Source organism: Bacillus sp. NEAU-CP5 (assembly GCF_026420705.1).
Taxonomy (GTDB): domain Bacteria; phylum Bacillota; class Bacilli; order Bacillales; family Bacillaceae; genus Bacillus; species Bacillus velezensis.
In genome coordinates, this window is sequence record NZ_JAPMOV010000003.1 from 131,695 (window position 1) to 149,777 (window position 18,083).

Consider the following 18,083-nt stretch of genomic DNA (forward strand, 5'->3'; position numbering starts at 1 on the left):
GGACACAATACAAATATCCCCCGTTTTTCATACATAAAAGCTCCCTGCATATGCAGGGAGCTTTTATCGTTTACTAAATAAACATGCCGGCAATCGCCGCGCTGAGAAGGTTTGCGAGTGTTCCCGCAATAACCGCTCTTAATCCGAGGCGCGCAATGTCCGAACGGCGGCTTGGGGCCAAACCGCCCAGTGTGCCGAGCATAATCGCAATCGAAGAGAAGTTGGCAAATCCGCACAGCGCAAAGCTGATAATCGTAGACGTTTTTTTAGAAAAGTCCGCAATATGCGGCCCGAAGTTTGAATAAGCGACAAACTCATTCAGCACAAGTTTCTGTCCGATATAGCTTCCCGCTCCGAGCGCTTCATGCCAAGGAACGCCGATTACAAATGCGATCGGTGAAAACACGTAACCGAGAATGGATTCTAATGTAATATGTTTGAAACCGAACCAGCCGCCGATTCCGCCGAGAATTCCGTTCACTACGGCGATGAGCGCGACAAACGCAAGCAGCATGGCGCCGACATTTAAAGCAATCTGAAGGCCAGTGGACGCGCCTTTTGCCGCTGCATCAATCACGTTAGCGGCGCCTTCGCCTTCTTCGTCCATATTAAAATCGCCTTTTATCGTCTGCGTTTTTTCCGTTTCAGGTATTAAAATTTTTCCGAACACGAGACCGGCGGGAGCCGCCATAAAGCTGGCCGCAAGCAAGTATTCGATCGGAATGCCTAACAGGGCGTAACCGAAAAGCGTCGAACCCGCTACAGCCGAAAGGCCGCTCGTCATAATCGTAAACAGCTCGGAACGGGTCAATCCCGCAATCAGCGGTTTAATGGCAAGCGGTGATTCAGACTGTCCGACAAAAATATTCGCAGCAGCCGCAAGCGATTCCGTTCTGCTTGTCCCAAGAAGCTTTGACAGTCCGCCTCCGATGACGCGAAAGATGAGCTGCATGATTTTCAAGTGATACAAAACGGCAATCAGCGCTGAGAAAAAAATAATGACCGGCAGAACGCTCAGCGCAAAAGCCGGGCTGCTGCCCACTTTTAACAGCGGGCCAAAAATAAAGCTGATGCCTTCGTTCGCATAATCAATGAGAAGCTGCACACGGCTTGAGAACCATAAAAATACGGCCCGTCCGGCGTCCCACTTTAATACGATGAATCCGAAGGCCATTTGTAAACACAAACCGACAATGACGGTTCGCAGGTTAATTTTGCTTTTCTTCTCTGATAACAAAAAAGCAATGGCTAATATAGCAACTGCCCCGAGCAGCCCCCAAACGATATTCAATGAATCCACCTCTAAAATTTTATTTAAAAAAAGTCTTTATTAAGATAACAATATTTATTTTTGCTGTCTACAAATTTTTTATTTTGCCAAAATTCGGGGCGCAATAAAAAAGAGACCCCGTTCGGAGCCTCTGATTAAAACATCGGATTTTCTTCTATGAATGTATATATGTTGTCAACCAATTCAGCAGGCGTGCCCCCCGTGACCACTTCGCCGTTGACCAGGGCGAACAGGGACTCCATGCATTTCCCGCAATAGCTTAAACAGCCGTATTCAAGCACGTCCAAGTTCGGATCCTTCTCTAAGATCTCAAGTGCTTCCTGGGAACCGCGCGCTAAATTGCTGACACAGAATTCAATCATCGGATTCATGCGGTTTCACCTCACATATGTACCTTATCCTAACGGAATTTCCTCTATTCGTCAAAGATCCGGTTTCACGCTCAATGTTATCGTAACATATTAATTCAGGTTAAAGGTTTTACTATTACGTGTTTTCTGGTCAATTTGTAGGTTATTTTAAAACTATTATTGTGGTTTTAGATCAAATTCGATATAATTCAAGATGTTATTTTACATAGTTCGTTATTTTGTAACAACATTGACTACCATATTTTTCGGGCAAAAGGGGAATCATTATGAAAAAATTGGTCTTGATCGGCGGGGGTTACGGAAACATGCGGGTGCTGCACCGCTTACTGCCGAACCAGCTTCCGTCAGATATATCCATCACGCTGATTGACAGAAACCCGTATCACTGCTTAAAAACAGAATATTATGCGCTCGCCGCCGGCACGATTTCTGATCATCATATCAGGGTGTCTTTTCCTGAGCATCCGAATCTGGATGTTCAATACGGTGAGGTGGCTTCCGTCGACACGAAAAACAAACAGGTTCTGTTTCATGACCGCGAACCGATTTCTTACGATGACGCGGTGATCGGACTGGGCTGCGAGGATAAGTATCATAACGTGCCCGGCGCGCCGGAACATACTTACAGCATTCAGACCATTGATCAGTCACGCGAAGCCTATCAAAAGCTGAACAACCTCGGCGCCAATGCATCTGTCGCTATCGTCGGAGCGGGATTAAGCGGCGTGGAGCTTGCCAGTGAATTAAGAGAGAGCCGTGACGATCTGAAGATTATGTTATTTGACCGGGGCGACCTGATTTTATCAAGCTTTCCGAAAAGACTCAGCAAGTACGTTCAGAAGTGGTTTGAAGAACACGGCGTCACCATTATCAATAATGCGAATATTACAAAAGTGGAAGACGGCATCGTTTATAATCATGATGAAGGAATACCGGCCGATGCCATCGTGTGGACGGCGGGAATTCAGCCGAATAAAGCCGTCAGAGAACTGGACGCTGAAAAAGATCCGCAAGGCCGCATCGTTTTAACACCGCACCACAATCTTCCGGGCGATGAGCATGTTTACGTCGTCGGTGATTGCGCGAGCCTGCCGCATGCGCCGAGCGCCCAGCTGGCTGAAGCACAAGCGGAACAAATTGTGCAGATTCTCCTGAAACGCTGGAACAATGAAGAGCTGCCGGAAACAATGCCGCAATTTAAGCTGAAAGGCGTTCTCGGTTCACTCGGAAAAAAAGCGGGCTTCGGTCTTGTCAACGACCGTCCGCTCATCGGGCGTGTGCCCCGTTTATTAAAATCAGGCCTTTTATGGATGTACAAGCATCATAACGGCTGATAAGAAAAAAGCCGCTGATTGCGATCAGCGGCCATTTTTAAGAGCCTGCAACATAGCCGCGCTTTTCCATTTCTTCATATATATCTTTTAAATGCGGATTCCCTTCCCCCACAATGACATCCTCCACCAGCACGAGCGGGTAGAAAAATTCATCGTTTCTGATGCGCTCCGCAAGCTCTTCTGTCTCCTTTTGCTGAGGCGGTGCGTCAATATCAATATACCGCATGTTAAAAGGCTGCTCCGGATATTTCCGTTTCAGCGCCGCCTCCAGCCATTCAAACGTATCTTTGGCGCTCGGCATATTCACGCAGCTTGCGCAAAGCGTTTCAGCGCCGTAAACACTGAGCGTAACCGGCTTAATCATGTATATCATCCCCTTTACATCAGTATACAAAGGAAGGGGCAGCTTTTGTATAAAAAACGGTTTTTATGTTCAAGTTTAAATATGCTATAATGGGGAAAGCAGCTTTGCAAACCAAACATTAGATTTTTACCGTTACTGTGAATATAATGGTTTTATGTATATGAAAGGAGCGAATCTCATGACTGAGGTTGAAATGAAAGAGCAAGTACAGGAAGTATTGGATAAATTACGTCCGTTTCTGCTTCGTGACGGCGGTGACTGTGAGCTTGTTGATGTAGACGAAGGCATTGTAAAGCTTCGCCTCCTTGGCGCATGCGGCAGCTGCCCAAGTTCAACGATTACGCTGAAAGCCGGAATCGAACGCGCCCTTCTTGAAGAAGTACCGGGTGTCGTTGAAGTAGAACAAGTATTTTAATCATAAAACCAGGCTGCATGACAGCCTGGTTTTTTTATTTTTTACAAATAGTCATCAAACCATGAACAAATATAACGGATGCGTTTCATCCGCTGTTCCGGATGGCCGCTTCTCGACAGCTCATGCGTGGCTTTCGGAAACCGGATGAACGACGTCGTTTTGTTCAGTTTCTTCAACGCGGTAAAGAGCTGCTCCGCCTGCTCTATCGGACAGCGGTCATCTCGCTCACCGTGCAGAATCAAAAGCGGCGTCGAAACGCGGGACGCATATTTTACAGGAGAACGATCCCAAAGCTTATCCGCTTCCTCAAACAAATCATGCCCGAGCTGCCAGTCGGTAAAAAAGAAACCGATATCGCTGACACCGTGGAAGCTGAACCAATTTGAAATGGAGCGCTGCGTGACGGCTGCTTTAAAACGGTCTGTCTGCCCGACAATCCAATTCGTCATAAACCCTCCGTAGCTTCCGCCCGTCACACCGAGACGGCCGCTGTCAATAAACGGATACGCCTGAATGGCTTCATCCACCGCCTGCATGACATCACGGTAATCTCCGCCTCCGTAATCACCCCTGACACGATTGACAAAATCCTGCCCGTAGCCATGGCTTCCTCTTGGGTTGACATACACGACAGCATATCCTTGTGCGGCCAGCACTTGGAATTCGTGAAAATACGTATGGCCGTACATCATGTGAGGCCCGCCGTGTATGTATAGAATGAGGGGATAAGTTTGATCCTCTTCAAAAACGGCGGGCTTTAAAAACCAGCCGTTTACCGTCAGCCCGTCCTTTGTTTCATATTGCAGCTTTTCCGGCACGGATATGATACGCTCCTCAATAAACCGATCATTGTCAAATGTCAATTGCTTCTCTCCCCCATCTTCAAGTGAAATGCTGTAAAGCTCGGAAGGCTGTGCGGGTTTGGCAATGACAGCGATGCAGCTTTTCTGATCAGGATGAAAAGCAAAACCGTTCACATACTCTTCTTCTAATCGGATCGGATATACGAGGCCGTCAATCGAGATATAATAAATACCGGTGCTTCCCTGCTCGCTCCCGAGAACGTAAAAACCCTGCCCGTCGTTTGTCCATACCGGCCGGGGCGTCACGCCTCCTATGATTGAATCCGCAATCAGCGCATCGCTCAAATGAACATCCAGCATGTCGGTCAGGCAGGACAGCCGCTCAGTTTTCACGTCGTACAGCCACGCTTTTTCTAAAGTCGCATTGCGAAATTCATTTTCATGGCCCAGCATCGCGATATAAGAACCGTCCGGTGAAAACACGCAGGAACCGAAAGAACCGCGGTGCGGCGTAATCTGCTTCAGGCTTCCGTCCGCCGGATTCATCAGATAGACATCGCTCGGCTTTCCGGCGTCACCCGGCTCGCATAAATTGGCGGTAAACGCAAGCTGCCTGCCATCCGGTGAAAAGGCCGCGTCATAATGATCCGCTTCATGATCCGTCAGCTGCTGAATCTCCCCCGTTTCAAGATGAATCAGCACAAGCTGGGCCCAGCTTCCGTTCAGCAGGCCTTTCCCGTCACGTTTATATGTTAATGACTGAATGTCAACCGGCTCATACTCGTCATGCTTCTTTTTTTCTTTCTCATCGGCGCGCTCCGCTGATGTCAGACTGACGGACACAAGCACGGATCTGCCGTCGGGCGCCCATATCGGATCTGATACACCCCAAGGAATATCGGCCGCCTGCTCCGCCTCTCCGCCGGCAGCGTCGATGATGTACAGCTGAGGGATGCCGTTCTCCCTGTCAGAAACAAAGGCGAGTCGCCGTCCGTCAGGCGACCACCGCGGACTTGTATTTCTGTTGTCCCCGAAAGTCCACGGGTTTGAGATGCCGGATTCTGTGTCATATACCATAATGGCTGAGGAATAGGCATCACGCATATGATTGACTGTTGTCCGGACGTAAGCTGCACTTCTGCCGTCAGGGGCATATTGCGGGTCTGTCACGGATACGAGAGTCGCAATGTCCTCCTCGGTTATGAGTTTTTTCAAATCGTTTCTCCTCCTTTTCTTTTTTATTTCGCTTCCCTAAATAAAAATCCTTCTCCAGAAAAAGAAAGCGTCCTTCTCTGATGGGAAGAACGCTTTTTTATCATTATACACTTTTCACCTGCTCTAAAGGATTCCGTTCAATTACGCTTCCTTCTGACGGGACGGTAAGCGCCGCAATCTCACAGTGGGGGAAATGCTCAGAAAGCTGTTTTCTCAACTCTTCTCCCTTTCCTTTTTCAATCAGGACAAGAATCGTCGGTCCCGCTCCGCTCAGCGCCGTTCCGTAAGCGCCTTTCATTTCGGCCGCATGTTCCACCTTTGAAAGCTCAGGAACAAGCATGGCGCGGTACGGCTGATGGAGGATGTCTTTTCTCATCATTTTCCCGGCGAGCGCCCAGTCATTTGACATGATCGCAGCAACGAGAAGGTTGCTGACGGCGCTTGCTTTAACGGCGCGTCGGTACGGCAGCTCTTTCGGGAGCACGTCTCTTGCGTCCCTGGTCAGAACTTCGTAAAACGGAATCACTGCCACAACATCGATATCCGCTTCGGCAACACGCACGATATGTGTTTCATCTTCTTCGTGAAGGCCGATCACAAGCCCTCCTGCAAGGGAAGCAGCGGCATTATCAGGGTGCCCCTCTTCAAGACTGGCTAAGTGCAGCTTGTCGCTTTCCGACAGTTGCAGGCCGCATAACTCATCCGCAAGCTCAATGGCGGCGACGATAGCGGCCGCGCTGCTTCCGAGACCCCGTGCAAGGGGGATTTCACTCCATACTTTGACATGGGCGGGCGGCAGCTCTTTCTGATAGCGGTCAGCCGTCCGTTTGGCGACTTGGTAGATGAGGTTGTCCGTTCCTTGAGGGATGCCCGCGACAGTTTCGGTTTCCGCCGAGAACTGCCATTCATCGTTTCGGAAAACCGAAAGCTTCAAATATCTGCTGAGCGCCATCCCGACGGAATCAAACCCGGGCCCTAAATTGGCGGTGCTTCCCGGAACCGTAATGGAAAACAGCATCTCCGCCTCATTCATACACGCGCCGCTCCATTTAAGTATTCCAGAATACTGTCCTCATCTGTCGGCAGCGTGATCGGTTTTATGTCAGATACGTCTACAGCCGTGTTCGGATCTTTCAGGCCGTTTCCGGTCAAAACTGCGACAACCTTGCTGCCTTTTGGAATTTCACCGGATTTCACCTGTTTCAAAACGCCGGCGATGGATGCACAGGAGCCCGGTTCGGCAAACACGCCTTCTTCACGGGCAATCAGCTGATAAGCGTGAAGAATTTCTTCATCTGTGACTTCATCAATTTTTCCGGCTGATTCCTCCGCAGCGAGCACGGCTTTGTCCCAGCTGGCGGGATTCCCGATTCGGATTGCCGTCGCAACGGTTTCTGGATTTTTAATGACTTCGCCGCGGACGATAGCCGCAGAACCTTCCGCCTCAAAACCGCGCATCTTCGGAAGTCCGGTGCCCTTTTTCTCATGATATTCTTTGAACCCTTTCCAGTAGGCCGTGATATTCCCGGCGTTTCCTACCGGGATCGCCAGAATGTCCGGCGCTCCGCCGAGCTGTTCGCATACTTCAAAGGCCGCTGTTTTTTGCCCTTCAATCCGGTAAGGGTTTACTGAATTCACTAATGCAATCGGTGATTTTTCACAAATCGACCGGACGATGGCCAGCGCGTCGTCAAAGTTTCCGTCAATCGCAATGATTTCCGCACCGTACATGACGGCCTGCGCAAGTTTTCCGAAGGCGATTTTTCCGTCCGGGATGATGACGATGCATTTCATGCCGGCTCTCGCCGCGTATGCCGCAGCCGCCGCGGATGTGTTGCCTGTAGAGGCGCACATGATGGTATCATTGCCTTCTTCTTTCGCTTTGGCGACCGCCATGACCATGCCGCGGTCTTTAAAGGATCCCGTCGGATTAACGCCCTCTGTTTTCACATGCAGTTCAATTCCGAGCTTTTCGGAAAGCTTCGGCAGGTGAATCAACGGCGTGTTGCCTTCATGCAATGTCAGGGCCGGCGTCCGATCCGTCACCGGCAGAAATTCTTTATATTGATGGATGAGTCCTTTCCACATTAGCTCCAACCGTTCCCTTCTACGCGATATGTGCTTTTTACTTCTTGTACGACTTCGAGGTCATTTAAGTTTTGCAGAATGTCACTGAAATCTTCTTCCGATGTATGATGCGTGACGATGACGATTTCCGCGAGGTCGTCGTGGCCTTTAATCGGCAGCTGCAGAATTTTTTCAAAGCTGACGCCGCGCTCTGAGAAGGCCGATGTGATTTTTGAAAAAGAGCCGACCTGGTCTTTGACGTGAATTCTTAAAAACTGCTGGGCATAGATATCAGACGGCTGCTTCAGATTTCTTTCAAACTGCGGGGCGACAAAGCTGTTTCCGTTTACGCCGAGACGCATGTTTTTCATGACCGCGACCAGATCGGAAACGACCGATGTCGCAGTCGGCATGCTTCCGGCTCCGGGGCCGTAAAACATCGTTTCGCCGACGGCTTCTCCGTACACGTAAACGGCATTAAACTCGTTATGCACCGCAGAGAGCGGATGATGATCCGGAAGCAGTGTCGGCTGAACGCTGACTTCGATTTTATTGTCATCACGCTGGGCGATGCCGATCAGCTTCATCGTATAGCCGAGCCGTTTGCTGAAGCTGATATCTTCATCCGTAATCCGGGAAATTCCTTTTACTTTGACATCGTCCAGATCAACGTCCATAGAGAAGCCGAGACGGGCTAAAATCGCCATCTTGCGCGCGGCATCGAGCCCTTCTACATCGGCGGTCGGGTCCGCTTCCGCGAATCCGAGATCCTGCGCTTCCTTCAGCACTTCTTCATACGGGCTTTTTTCTTTAATCATTTTCGTTAAGATGAAGTTCGTCGTTCCGTTGACGATTCCCATCATTTTTGTGATCCGGTCAGAGGAAAGGCCTTCTTCGAGCGTGCGTAAAATCGGGATTCCGCCGGCGACACTCGCTTCATAATACAAGTCACAGCCATTTTCCTTTGCGGCGGCTAAAAGCTCCGAGCCATATACGGCGATCAGATCTTTATTTGCGGTCACAACATGTTTTTTCGCTTTCAAGGCGTCAAGAAGATATTGCTTCGTCTGTTCAACACCGCCGATGACTTCAATAATCACGTCGACCTCAGGGTCATCGATTACATCATAGACTTCTGTCGTCAGCACTTCTTTCGGCAGGTCTGCGTCTCGTTTTTTATCAATATCTTTAACTAGCACTTTTTTGATCGTCACCGGACAGCCGACCTGGTGCATAAGCTTATCCTGATGATCTTGTATAATTTTGACGACTCCGCTTCCCACGGTTCCCAGTCCTAACAGTCCAATACGAATCGCTTCCAAAGAGAAACTCCACCTTTCTTCCTTTTGTCCACTAGAAAAGGACAATTGTTAACCCTTCACAGACATTTAAGTTACAAATATTATATAAGCCCGCATTTGTTTTGACAAGCGGCTGAATATTGTTTCTACGGCTATGAAAACGCTTAACACACTGATATGACAAGATTCCCTATTTTCTAAATATTTTTACGTCATATTTTCTTACGAACTGATTCCTTTTCCGAGCCACGCCACAGGCGGGACAAAAACCTGCGCCGACCTGACATTCATCATGTTGTGACATGTCTGTAAAAACTGTTCATAGCGGGTGCAGTCGGCAAGAATGTAGTCAAGCTGCTCTTCGTAATACTGTTTTTCAGAATCATGAGAAATGTAATAGCTCTCCACCGTCTCGAAGAAATGGAGCGGAAACAGCAGGCGGCTGTAAAACAGGCGTTTGGAAAAGGAGGATAACGGCGTAACTTGCTCATATTCCTGCAGAAACAAAAACCCATCTTTGAGCAGGTCGTCACGATGATACAAATATGTGCTGCGCATATATTCCGCAATATCACGGGCGGCATGGTCGAATACCCAATCGCCCGGAATGCGGATCAATGATTCCTCCGACCAGGTATCCCGTTCCATCCGCTGATGGCAGATTGTCCCCGAGTCTTCTGCGCCGGGATTGTCATCCAGCTCCGTATCCACTAAATATTGAATGGCGTTTTCCGCTAAGCCTGAATAATAAGGAAATGCTTCGATCATTTTCTTTTCGAACGGTTCAAGCGGAGACATATGAATTTTCTGCATCCAGAATGATTCCAGCTGATCCACCCGTTTTCCCCATAAGTCCTTCCATTGGCCGATCCTGCCCGCTTCTTTCACTTCGTACGGAAAACCCCGCCCTTTTCTGTGAAATTCGGCAAGCTCCCCTCCGACAGAAAACGACCGGTTTGAGACGGGAATCGGCGCTTTTAAGAGCGCATACGTTTTGCCTTCGTCCTCAAAGGTCAGTTCTCCTTCCTTCGTAAAGATAAACACTGAAACGTATGGGTCACTTTGTTCTTGTAAATACTGACTCATGTAGTAAAGCTCCGTCAGCTCTGATTGCGAAAACCCGGAAACGGGAATTATAAGAAAGAAGGAATTAGGCGTCTGGAAGCATTGGTATTTCTGATAAACGGAGAGCTGTCTGACGTGGATGCCGTATTTTTCTTTAATGATGCTTTTCATCATAATCACCTGCCTGAAAAATTAGAGCTATTCACATCGTAGTCATACGCCGGCGGAATTATGAATACATATTGTAATCCTTTGAATCAAGTGGAGAAACATCGTACACATCGGAAGAGTGTTGTATAAACTAGTAAAAAAAGATTGGGTGAAGCAAATGTCAGAAAAGGAACAACTGAATCAGGTGGAAGCTGTCGCCAGGGCGCGTTTAAAAGAACGGGGGGTTGAGACGGACGATATTGCCGAGCTGGTGTATTTCCTTCAAAAAAAATATCATCCTGATTTGACGATGGAGGTATGCAGGCTCAATGTGGACCGTGTCATCGCAAAACGCGAGGTGCAAAACGCCATTTTAACGGGAATAGAATTAGATGTGCTCGCCGAACAAAAAAAGCTGTCTGAACCGCTTCAGACCATTCTGGCGATTGATGAAAGCCTGTATGGGGTTGACGAGGTGCTCGCCTTCTCTATCGTGAATATATACGGCTCAATCGGCTTTACGAATTACGGCTACATTGACAAAGAAAAACCCGGTATTCTCGGGCGGTTAAATGATAAATCTACGGGCGAATGCCATACGTTTCTTGATGATATCGTCGGCGCAATCGCAGCAGCGGCTTCAAGCCGGCTTGCTCACAGCGCCAGAAATACAGAATAAGGACGGCCGTCATGGCCGTCCCTTTTTTTATAGATGTTCAATCCATTCGGTTAAAGAGTCAATCGCATATGTCGGCTTTTGGCCGTAATCTGCCATATGCTCACGCTTTGTCACTCCGGTATGAACCAGCAGCGTATCCATGCCCGCATTGATGCCGGCCATAATATCCGTTGCATAGTTATCGCCGACCATGAGTGTTTCGGAAATATCCGTTCCGAGCACACGCATCGCCTGTTCCATAATAATGGATTCAGGCTTGCCGATAAAGACAGGCTCAACGCCCGTTGACACCGTCAAAACGGATGTGAGCGAACCGTTCCCTGGTAAAAGCCCTCTTTCAGTCGGAATGGCAACGTCGCCGTTTGTTGAAATGAACCGGGCGCCGTTTCTGATCGCAAGGCATCCCGTTGCCAACTTTTCATATGTAATGCCGCGGTCGATTCCCACAACGACAAAGTCCGCGTTTTCTTCTCCGAAGCTCAGCCCGTTTTCTTCAATGGCCTGACGGATGCCTTCTTCGCCGATCACATACACCGACGCGTCTTTTTTCTCCTGGGCGATATGCTGCGCAGTCGCCATGCTCGTCGTGAAGACCTGCTCTTCAGATGCCGGAATGTCAAAGCTCATCAGCTTGTCCGCCACCTGCTTCGGCGTCCGGGAAGAATTGTTCGTCACGAATAAATACGGAATGCCGCGCGCTTTAAGCGTTCTCACGAATTCACACGCTTCTTCGATTTTTTCCGTCCCGTTGTACATTGTGCCGTCCAAATCTATTAAATATCCTTTATAATCCTTCATACTCAACACTCCTGTGGATTTTCTCACTCGTTGTTATTTAAATGCGGAAACAGGCCCTAATTCTGTTTCCAGGTAGGTTCTTACACGGGCCGGAAAGGCTTTCAGCACATCTTTGTTTGACGTGATCAGCGTAAACAGCTCCTGATGATCGGCGTGCTGATATTCCTGGACAAGCTGCTTTCTGGAAGAGATCAGTTGCTTCAGCTTATTCCCTTCATCCTCAGCTACCACCTTTTCATCCGTCAGAATATCCATGATGTCGTCATAACTCCCCGGATCGCGCATGATAAAGCCGTCAATCATATCATTTCCGACATCGAGAATGCATTCGATCATAAGATGGCTGATCCGCTCAAGCGCCCTTTTTTCGATCTCGCTCTCCCATGCAGGCGTGCTGTCAAACAGCGCCAGCTGGGTCTCAAAAAAACGGAGTGTTTGTTCGATATTATTTCTGTCAACAAAATACACGTGACAGCATCCCCTTCTGCATCAATTATTTTCTGATTCGTTTTAAAACAAAATACGCGCAGCCGAAATTGCAGTATTCGTAAATGTATTCGTCCAATGTGCTGATTTTCGTTTCAAAGGTTGCTTTTTGATTCTGGTCATCAAAGAAGCCTTTGAGCCGCAGCTGACTGTATCCCCAGTCTCCCACAATGTAATCATATTTATTTAATATGTCCGAATAGCGGGCTTTGAACGCTTCTTCATTAAAGCCGTTTTTAAAATCGTGTACGAGTTCAAACTCGGCATTTTGAATAAGAATCATGTCTTCACCTCTTTTATCACTCTTTACTATCATAATTCATTGACTTCTGTCCATCAATTGCAAAATGAGACGGTTCGGACGGACGGAGAATTTTTCCTCTTTATATCCAGTGTAGCGGTTCAGACGATCCTTATTCAAGAATGACTTTTTCCCTGCAAAAACGGCTCCATCACAAAAAACCCAAAACCTGCGGCGTTTTGGGTTTTTTCGGCTTATCTTATGCTTGGGCCTGGCGTTTTTTAGACGCTTCGTTCACTTGTTCATCCGCATGGTAGGAAGAACGGACAAGCGGGCCTGCTTCACAGTGGCTGAAGCCTTTTTGCATCGCGATTTCTTTCAGTTCGGCAAATTCGTCCGGATGATAATATTTTTGGACTTTTAAATGTTTTTTCGACGGCTGCAGGTATTGGCCGATCGCCATGATGTCGACATTGTTCGCAAGCAGGTCGTCCATCACTTCAATAATTTCTTCCTTCGTTTCGCCGAGACCGATCATAATGCTTGATTTCGTCGGGATGTCAGGCTGCATTTCTTTCGCACGGCGCAAGAATTCCAAAGAACGGTCATATGTTGCGCGGGCCCGGACTCTCGGTGTCAGGCGGCGGACGGTTTCAATGTTGTGGTTCAGAATATCAGGACGGGTATCCATTAATGTTTTCAGGTTGTCGTAATTTCCGCCCATATCGGATGGCAGCACTTCAATTGTCGTGAACGGGCTTTTTCTGCGGATCGCCCGGACCGTTTCCGCAAAGACGCCTGCTCCGCCGTCTTTCTGATCATCACGCGCTACGGCCGTGATGACGGCGTGTTTTAAATTCATCAGCGCGACGGAATCAGCTACGCGTTCCGGTTCCTGCAGATCCAGCTCGGTCGGCAGACCCGTTTTTACAGCGCAGAAGCGGCATGCTCTCGTACAGACGGAACCGAGAATCATGAACGTCGCCGTACGTCTGACAGCCCAGCATTCATGGATGTTCGGGCATTTTGCTTCTTCACATACGGTATGCAGATTATTTTCACGCATTAATTTTTTCAGACCCGTATAGTTTTCATTCGTGTTCAGCTTTATTTTGAGCCATTCCGGCTTTCTCAGATGCTCGTCTTTCTTTGCCATTTCCCCATCATCTCCATTATCCCTTTATTCATGTTCGTGTGCGAAAAATTTCTATTTCACGATGGATATAAAACTTGCGGATTTCTATTCAATAGTCACTTTAACATAGGAAAAATTTCTCGACAAGGGAAGAGAATTACTTACATTTTCTCGGATTGTTGCCGCAAACTATTTGTATTCAATCCTGAAAGGAGATCATGTTGTGAAAGTTCTGTTATCTGCTCTTCTCCTTTTTTCAGTTTTCTGTCCGGCTGCAAGCGGGAAAGAACAATCGGCTCTTGTTTACGGCGAACGGATGCAGTTGTACCGCAAAGCCGAAGCAGTCACGCAGATTCCTTGGTATGTGCTTGCGGCAGTTGATCAATATGAAGAAAATGTCCGCTCGAACCGAAAGGATCTGCCGGAAAAAGCGGGAATCATCAGCATTTATATTCCGGATCATTTGTGGAGCGGCCCTGAAAATCCAAATCCTAAGGACGATGCGCCTCTCAGCATTAAAGTATTTGACGGGATCGGCCTGGACGGCGACGGCGACGGAAAAGCCGAGGTAAGCAATGATGAGGATATCCTTTATACATTTGCTCAGTATTTAGCGGGATTCGGAACCGATCTTGACCATATCCGCATCGGTCTCTGGAATTATTACCGCCGTGATCAGACGGTCGGCATTATCACCGAATTCATGACACTGTTTAAAACGTTCGGCCGCCTTGATCTCGGAGAGCACGCTTTTCCGCTTCCCGTGAAGACGGATTACAGCTACCGCAGCACATGGGGCGCCGCACGGGGTTTCGGCGGGCGCCGGATTCACGAAGGAACGGATCTGTTCGCTCATTACGGGCTCCCCGTCAGATCGACCTGCTACGGTATTGTTGAAATGAAGGGCTGGAACCGTTTCGGCGGCTGGAGAATCGGCATCAGGGATATCAATAACACGTATCACTACTTCGCTCACCTGAACGGCTTTGCAAAAGGTGTGCATAAAGGCCAGATCGTCAAACCCGGGGAGGTGATCGGCTCTGTCGGCAGTTCCGGGTACGGACCGCCGGGCACCGCGGGAAAATTTCCGCCGCATCTTCACTACGGGATGTATAAAGATAACGGCAGATCGGAATGGTCTTTTGATCCGTATCCCCATTTAAGGGCATGGGAACGAAAAGAAATCCGCAGGAAAAAGTAAACACACAGCCGCCAGGAAAGATTGCGGCTGTGTGTTTTTATTTATCTTTCTTCTGTTTTTCACTCGGCAGCTGGACGGAAGGCGTCACACCTGACCCGCCGCTTCCGTTATAAAACTGCGGCACCTCTCCTTGAATCGCTTTAATGGAGACCGGAATATTATTTGTCACGACTGATGTCTTACTGGCAAACGGAATAATGACCTTCACTTTTATTTCCACAAAAATACTGATATCGATCAGGGCATTGTTAATGCCGTACGGCTTTATTTTTGTTTTCACATCAGTTAACGCATCACCGATCAGGTTAAAGCGCACGGGGATTTTCGGCCCCAGATTTCCGAGAATGCTGTTTCCCGTGACCTGCCCTAAGGGAATATCGATCATAATTTCATCGGCCGTTTTCGCGCCTTTTTCCGTTTCATGCTGCTTATTGTTCGACTCCGCTTCCTTCAGATGAGCCTGAAGCTGCTTTGTCACTTTCGCCTTCATACTGTTGACCATTTGTGTATTAAAATCCATCGTTGTGACTTTTCCGTTTTCATCCGTTTTCATATCGACCATATCTTTCACATTGTCGCTGTGAGACATGTATTCTTCAATGGATTCCGTAATGACCTCTGTCGCCACCCGTTTGGTTTCCATTTCTCCTATGTTCATCAGCACCGGTTTGATTGAGGAGTTGATCATCCAAAGGCTGATGACCGTCGATATGATAAAAAAAGCAAACGACAGAAGAAGCACATATCGAAAAGGCAAAGGCCCTCTCTTGCGAAGAGCGCTCCGGTATCTAGGCAAGAAAAATCCCCCCTTACATATCACAATGTATGCTTGCAAGAGGGGACATAGTATTTTATTTTCACTCTTAAAAAGTCCCGCTTACCTTCACTCGGATGTAATGGAACGGCCGGCGGATATCTGACATTACGGCTGCCGCGCGAGCTTCCAGGCGAGCAGATCCCTTAAAAACTCCGGCATAAAGTATTGCTTTTCTTTTGAATCGCGGATGTAAGGGAACAGCTTTCCGAGTGTAAACATATCGAGAACGGCAACCGAGTATATCCGCTCCGGATCAATCTCTTCTCCGTTCACTTTCACATTGAGGAGATGCGTCACACCGTCTTCAAGAATGCCGGCCTCTGCCTCTGCTCCGGCATATACCATCCTGCCCATCACTTCCCCGCGGAAGCCGAGGCCTTTAATCCGCAGCTGCTCCATTTGTTCCGAGGCGGCCTGGCTGATTGTTTCCTGGAGTTCCCTGCCTGAAAGACGCACGGCGACCGGATTGATCGGATGAGGGCAGATGCGGTGCAGGTCAAGTTTTGTGACAGGCCCCTTCTGTAAAGGCCCCAAAATGACGCCTGAATTCACCATACTGACTTCACAGCCGCACCAGCTTTTCAGCGCTTCGGCTAATAGAAGCGGGAGCGGCGATTCCTCAAACCACTTCACGCCGGCTTCTTCATTCAGGTTGGCGACTTGTTCGGAGAGCAGGTTTTCCGCTTCCCGTTCCTTCTCTTTCAGAAAAGCCGCCGTATCTTCAGATTCCCCTTGCCAATCAGCCATTTTCTGTACAGACGCCTGTTTGCTGACAATGGTTCGTGATTCACTTTCTATCGTCAGCTCGACACAGCCGACATAGTTCCCGTATTTCTCCGCACATGCAAGCAATACGCCGTTTATGTCCTGTCCGTCCTCAAGAAGGTGGTGCGTATGTGATTCAAGAATGACATCGATGTCCGGAAATTTTTCCGCTGCGGCCCGGTCATCGATCAGGCCTAAATGAGAAAGCAGAATGATGATGTCCGCTTTGCCCTTGATATCGTCAAGTGATTCTTGAATGCTTTTTTCCGCATCCGTCACCGTCCAGCCGAGTTTTTGATAGACGGGATAATACGGCACCGTGACGCCGAGTATGCCGGCGGTCATCCCGTTTTTCAGTGTTTTGATCACGTAGGGCTCGGCCCATTCCGGCCGCTGTCCATCCGCGTCAAACAGGTTGGACACAATGACGGGAAACGCGGCATGGGTATATAAATCCGCCAGCTCATCGTGAGGCAGCGTAATTCCTTCATTATTCCCGACGGCAGCCGCATCGATCTCAAGCCGGTTTAACAAGTCGACATTCGCTTTGCCGAAGGTCGCTTCCGTTATCATTTGGAATCGGTCCATATGATCGCCGATGTCGAATACGAGTGTTTCCTCCCCGTCTTTTTCATGTTCATTTCTCTTCTGCTCAATATAATGTACGATTTTCGGCCAATTTTCGAAATGGCTGTGCAAATCATTCGTATGATATAAACGGAGCTTCTCTAACATACCATCTCTCCTACCTTTTAGCTGAATATCCCTTGATAAATCAATTCACAGCCGATCAAAATCAAGACGACCCGCATGAAAAGCACGATCGTTTTCGTCTGCACCCGCTTATTAACCCACGCGCCCATTTTGCCGCCGAACCACGCGCCCGGAACGAGGCACAGCGCATACAGCCAATTGACATGGCCCTCTGCGATATGTGACACGGAACCCGTCACGGAGGATAAGAAAATAATGAGCATTGACGTCGCCACAGCCACTTTCGGCGGGAACAAAAATAACAGCATCATGGCCGGAACCATAAGAGAGCCGCCGCCAATGCCGAAAAGACCGCCCAATAAACCGACGAAAAAGGCAATCACGATACCGGTGAAAATACGGTACGAATATGTATAAAGCTCACCCGATTCATCCTCATATGTCCGGATCATGCCTTTATGCGCTTTATTGACCGGTTTTGCTTTCGCCTTCAGCATTAATGTAATGGAAATCAAAATCATAAAAAGTCCGAACCAGACGGAAAACGTATGCGCATTAAAAAGTTTAGACAAATACGCGCCGATGATGCTTCCCGGGCCGGAACCGATAAAAAAGATCAGTCCGCTTTTGTAGTCAACGGTTTTATATTTCATATAGGCCAGAGTTGATGACAGGCCCGTAAAAATAATCACCAAAAGGGACGTGCCGATGGCAGTCTGCGGTGTTACGTCATGGAAAAACGGAGTCATCGTGCTTAAATAGAGCATTGCCGGCACGATGATAATTCCTCCCCCAAGCCCGATCAGGCTGCCGACCGTTCCCGCGATAAATCCCAATATAATCAAAATAAGATAAGACATGTGTCTTGAAA

19 protein-coding genes are annotated in these 18,083 nt (G+C 48.4%); 4 read left to right on the forward strand and 15 right to left on the reverse strand.

The annotated features are described in order from the left end of the window. Positions 1 to 73: 73 nt before the first annotated feature. The gene (locus tag OTK50_RS10680; RefSeq protein WP_012118346.1) at positions 74 to 1,291 is read right to left on the reverse strand and encodes a NupC/NupG family nucleoside CNT transporter; all 1,218 of its coding nucleotides are present in this window, start codon (positions 1,289 to 1,291) and stop codon (positions 74 to 76) included. 134 nt (positions 1,292 to 1,425) lie between these two features. Beyond that, the gene (locus OTK50_RS10685; protein WP_007408721.1) at positions 1,426 to 1,662 is read right to left on the reverse strand and encodes a YuzB family protein; all 237 of its coding nucleotides are present in this window, start codon (positions 1,660 to 1,662) and stop codon (positions 1,426 to 1,428) included. 266 nt (positions 1,663 to 1,928) lie between these two features. Here OTK50_RS10685 and OTK50_RS10690 point away from each other — a divergent pair, with 266 nt between their 5' ends. Further along, complete coding sequence (locus tag OTK50_RS10690) at positions 1,929 to 2,996, forward strand: NAD(P)/FAD-dependent oxidoreductase (RefSeq protein ID WP_007613539.1); 1,068 nt, start codon at positions 1,929 to 1,931, stop codon at positions 2,994 to 2,996. A gap of 37 nt (positions 2,997 to 3,033) precedes the next feature. On the opposite strand, the gene OTK50_RS10695 is transcribed toward OTK50_RS10690, so the two are convergent. After that, complete coding sequence (locus tag OTK50_RS10695; RefSeq protein WP_144463928.1) at positions 3,034 to 3,360, reverse strand: YuzD family protein; 327 nt, start codon at positions 3,358 to 3,360, stop codon at positions 3,034 to 3,036. A gap of 79 nt (positions 3,361 to 3,439) precedes the next feature. Here OTK50_RS10695 and OTK50_RS10700 point away from each other — a divergent pair, with 79 nt between their 5' ends. Then, a complete protein-coding gene (locus OTK50_RS10700) occupies positions 3,440 to 3,775 on the forward strand; it encodes a NifU family protein (protein WP_169510385.1) in 336 nt (111 codons plus the stop codon). A gap of 41 nt (positions 3,776 to 3,816) precedes the next feature. Here OTK50_RS10700 and OTK50_RS10705 read toward each other — a convergent pair whose 3' ends face one another. From OTK50_RS10705 to yutH, 5 genes are all read right to left on the reverse strand, one after another. Continuing rightward, a complete protein-coding gene (locus OTK50_RS10705) occupies positions 3,817 to 5,793 on the reverse strand; it encodes an alpha/beta hydrolase family protein (protein WP_224223785.1) in 1,977 nt (658 codons plus the stop codon). Positions 5,794 to 5,896: 103 nt separating this feature from the next. Next, a complete protein-coding gene (gene thrB, locus OTK50_RS10710; protein ID WP_224223786.1) occupies positions 5,897 to 6,826 on the reverse strand; it encodes a homoserine kinase in 930 nt (309 codons plus the stop codon). Next, on the reverse strand, positions 6,823 to 7,881 hold the full coding sequence (gene thrC / locus OTK50_RS10715) for a threonine synthase (RefSeq protein ID WP_032876733.1): 1,059 nt from the start codon (positions 7,879 to 7,881) through the stop codon (positions 6,823 to 6,825). The genes thrB and thrC overlap by 4 nt, the downstream gene beginning before the upstream one ends. Then, entirely contained in the window at positions 7,881 to 9,182 is a 1,302-nt protein-coding gene (locus OTK50_RS10720; protein WP_007613551.1) for a homoserine dehydrogenase, read from the reverse strand. The genes thrC and OTK50_RS10720 overlap by 1 nt, the downstream gene beginning before the upstream one ends. A gap of 201 nt (positions 9,183 to 9,383) precedes the next feature. Further along, positions 9,384 to 10,400 (reverse strand): spore coat putative kinase YutH, encoded by a 1,017-nt coding sequence (yutH, locus tag OTK50_RS10725; protein ID WP_020956292.1) that lies wholly within the window; start codon positions 10,398 to 10,400, stop codon positions 9,384 to 9,386. Positions 10,401 to 10,554: 154 nt separating this feature from the next. On the opposite strand from yutH, the gene OTK50_RS10730 reads away from it, so the two are divergent. Then, positions 10,555 to 11,055 (forward strand): phosphatidylglycerophosphatase A, encoded by a 501-nt coding sequence (locus tag OTK50_RS10730; protein ID WP_003151934.1) that lies wholly within the window; start codon positions 10,555 to 10,557, stop codon positions 11,053 to 11,055. A 27-nt stretch (positions 11,056 to 11,082) separates the two neighbouring features. On the opposite strand, the gene OTK50_RS10735 is transcribed toward OTK50_RS10730, so the two are convergent. From OTK50_RS10735 to lipA, 4 genes are all read right to left on the reverse strand, one after another. Next, positions 11,083 to 11,853, reverse strand: a complete 771-nt coding sequence (locus tag OTK50_RS10735) for a TIGR01457 family HAD-type hydrolase (protein ID WP_007408728.1) — start codon at positions 11,851 to 11,853, stop codon at positions 11,083 to 11,085. 33 nt (positions 11,854 to 11,886) lie between these two features. Then, positions 11,887 to 12,321 carry a DUF86 domain-containing protein gene (locus tag OTK50_RS10740; RefSeq protein ID WP_012118353.1) on the reverse strand — a complete coding sequence of 145 codons (435 nt, stop codon included), beginning with the start codon at positions 12,319 to 12,321 and terminating at the stop codon, positions 11,887 to 11,889. Positions 12,322 to 12,346: 25 nt separating this feature from the next. Beyond that, positions 12,347 to 12,622 carry a YutD family protein gene (locus OTK50_RS10745; protein WP_003151928.1) on the reverse strand — a complete coding sequence of 92 codons (276 nt, stop codon included), beginning with the start codon at positions 12,620 to 12,622 and terminating at the stop codon, positions 12,347 to 12,349. 217 nt (positions 12,623 to 12,839) lie between these two features. Then, the gene (lipA, locus tag OTK50_RS10750; protein ID WP_003151923.1) at positions 12,840 to 13,736 is read right to left on the reverse strand and encodes a lipoyl synthase; all 897 of its coding nucleotides are present in this window, start codon (positions 13,734 to 13,736) and stop codon (positions 12,840 to 12,842) included. Positions 13,737 to 13,938: 202 nt separating this feature from the next. Here lipA and lytH point away from each other — a divergent pair, with 202 nt between their 5' ends. Continuing rightward, the gene (lytH, locus tag OTK50_RS10755) at positions 13,939 to 14,916 is read left to right on the forward strand and encodes an L-Ala--D-Glu endopeptidase (RefSeq protein WP_007408731.1); all 978 of its coding nucleotides are present in this window, start codon (positions 13,939 to 13,941) and stop codon (positions 14,914 to 14,916) included. 37 nt (positions 14,917 to 14,953) lie between these two features. On the opposite strand, the gene yunB is transcribed toward lytH, so the two are convergent. From yunB to OTK50_RS10770, 3 genes are all read right to left on the reverse strand, one after another. After that, positions 14,954 to 15,712 carry a sporulation protein YunB gene (yunB, locus tag OTK50_RS10760; protein ID WP_020954305.1) on the reverse strand — a complete coding sequence of 253 codons (759 nt, stop codon included), beginning with the start codon at positions 15,710 to 15,712 and terminating at the stop codon, positions 14,954 to 14,956. Positions 15,713 to 15,838: 126 nt separating this feature from the next. After that, positions 15,839 to 17,233 (reverse strand): bifunctional metallophosphatase/5'-nucleotidase, encoded by a 1,395-nt coding sequence (locus tag OTK50_RS10765; RefSeq protein ID WP_020956294.1) that lies wholly within the window; start codon positions 17,231 to 17,233, stop codon positions 15,839 to 15,841. Positions 17,234 to 17,250: 17 nt separating this feature from the next. After that, positions 17,251 to 18,072 carry a sulfite exporter TauE/SafE family protein gene (locus tag OTK50_RS10770; RefSeq protein ID WP_007613562.1) on the reverse strand — a complete coding sequence of 274 codons (822 nt, stop codon included), beginning with the start codon at positions 18,070 to 18,072 and terminating at the stop codon, positions 17,251 to 17,253. Positions 18,073 to 18,083: the final 11 nt, after the last annotated feature.

Excerpts from the sequence above, each read along its gene's own strand:
- OTK50_RS10685 (WP_007408721.1), bottom strand. The coding sequence starts at position 1,662 with ATGAATCCGATGATTGAATTCTGTGTCAGCAATTTAGCGCGCGGTTCC.
- OTK50_RS10730 (WP_003151934.1), top strand. The coding sequence starts at position 10,555 with ATGTCAGAAAAGGAACAACTGAATCAGGTGGAAGCTGTCGCCAGGGCG.
- OTK50_RS10745 (WP_003151928.1), bottom strand. The coding sequence starts at position 12,622 with ATGATTCTTATTCAAAATGCCGAGTTTGAACTCGTACACGATTTTAAA.
- OTK50_RS10695 (WP_144463928.1), bottom strand. The coding sequence starts at position 3,360 with ATGATTAAGCCGGTTACGCTCAGTGTTTACGGCGCTGAAACGCTTTGC.
- OTK50_RS10735 (WP_007408728.1), bottom strand. The coding sequence starts at position 11,853 with ATGAAGGATTATAAAGGATATTTAATAGATTTGGACGGCACAATGTAC.
- OTK50_RS10765 (WP_020956294.1), bottom strand. The coding sequence starts at position 17,233 with ATGTTAGAGAAGCTCCGTTTATATCATACGAATGATTTGCACAGCCAT.
- OTK50_RS10770 (WP_007613562.1), bottom strand. The coding sequence starts at position 18,072 with ATGTCTTATCTTATTTTGATTATATTGGGATTTATCGCGGGAACGGTC.
- thrC (WP_032876733.1), bottom strand. The coding sequence starts at position 7,881 with ATGTGGAAAGGACTCATCCATCAATATAAAGAATTTCTGCCGGTGACG.
- thrB (WP_224223786.1), bottom strand. The coding sequence starts at position 6,826 with ATGAATGAGGCGGAGATGCTGTTTTCCATTACGGTTCCGGGAAGCACC.
- yutH (WP_020956292.1), bottom strand. The coding sequence starts at position 10,400 with ATGATGAAAAGCATCATTAAAGAAAAATACGGCATCCACGTCAGACAG.
- OTK50_RS10690 (WP_007613539.1), top strand. The coding sequence starts at position 1,929 with ATGAAAAAATTGGTCTTGATCGGCGGGGGTTACGGAAACATGCGGGTG.
- lipA (WP_003151923.1), bottom strand. The coding sequence starts at position 13,736 with ATGGCAAAGAAAGACGAGCATCTGAGAAAGCCGGAATGGCTCAAAATA.